At 73.9% G+C, this 487-nt stretch carries 1 pseudogene; it reads right to left on the bottom strand.

Annotated elements, in window-relative coordinates:
* A pseudogene (locus tag AB8Z36_RS41835) lies at positions 1–487 on the bottom strand (glycosyl hydrolase); the annotation flags it as partial.

The raw sequence follows: 487 nt of genomic DNA, 5'->3' as shown, positions 1-487 counted from the left end.
GCCCCGTCGTTGGTCAGCAGCCCCAGGCTGTACTCAAGCTCGGGAAAGTCCGCGAGCCCCCGCGAGACGTCGTGGGAACACCACCACGTCACCCCCCACACGTCCTGGCAGTCCAGGGCGGCACCGATCGTCTCCTCGGTGAATCCGGCGGCGTGCTCGGCGGGGATCAGCGGGGCGGGCGCGCCGACCTCCTGGAGCCAGACGGGGCGGTGCGGGTCGTCGGCCCACGCCTTGGACAGCTCGATCATGTAGGCCGCGTGACCGCGCGTGGCGGCCCCCGTACGCCCGTGCCGCTGCGCCGTACCGTTGAACACCCACGAGTGCACGGCGGTCACCGCCCCGAGCCGCGCGGCCTGCGCGGGGGTGAAGGGCTGGTCGTCCTGGTACCAGGCGGCGTCGTACTCGGCGTGCAGATGCAGCTTGCCGGGGGCGCCCTCCTCGCAGGCGGCGAGGACCGTGCGCAGCCAGGCGTCGGCCTGCTCGGGGG

The sequence above is a fragment of the Streptomyces flavofungini genome (genome assembly GCF_041028215.1).
Classification (GTDB): domain Bacteria; phylum Actinomycetota; class Actinomycetes; order Streptomycetales; family Streptomycetaceae; genus Streptomyces; species Streptomyces flavofungini_B.
This window is presented reverse-complemented; position numbering and strand designations above follow the sequence as displayed.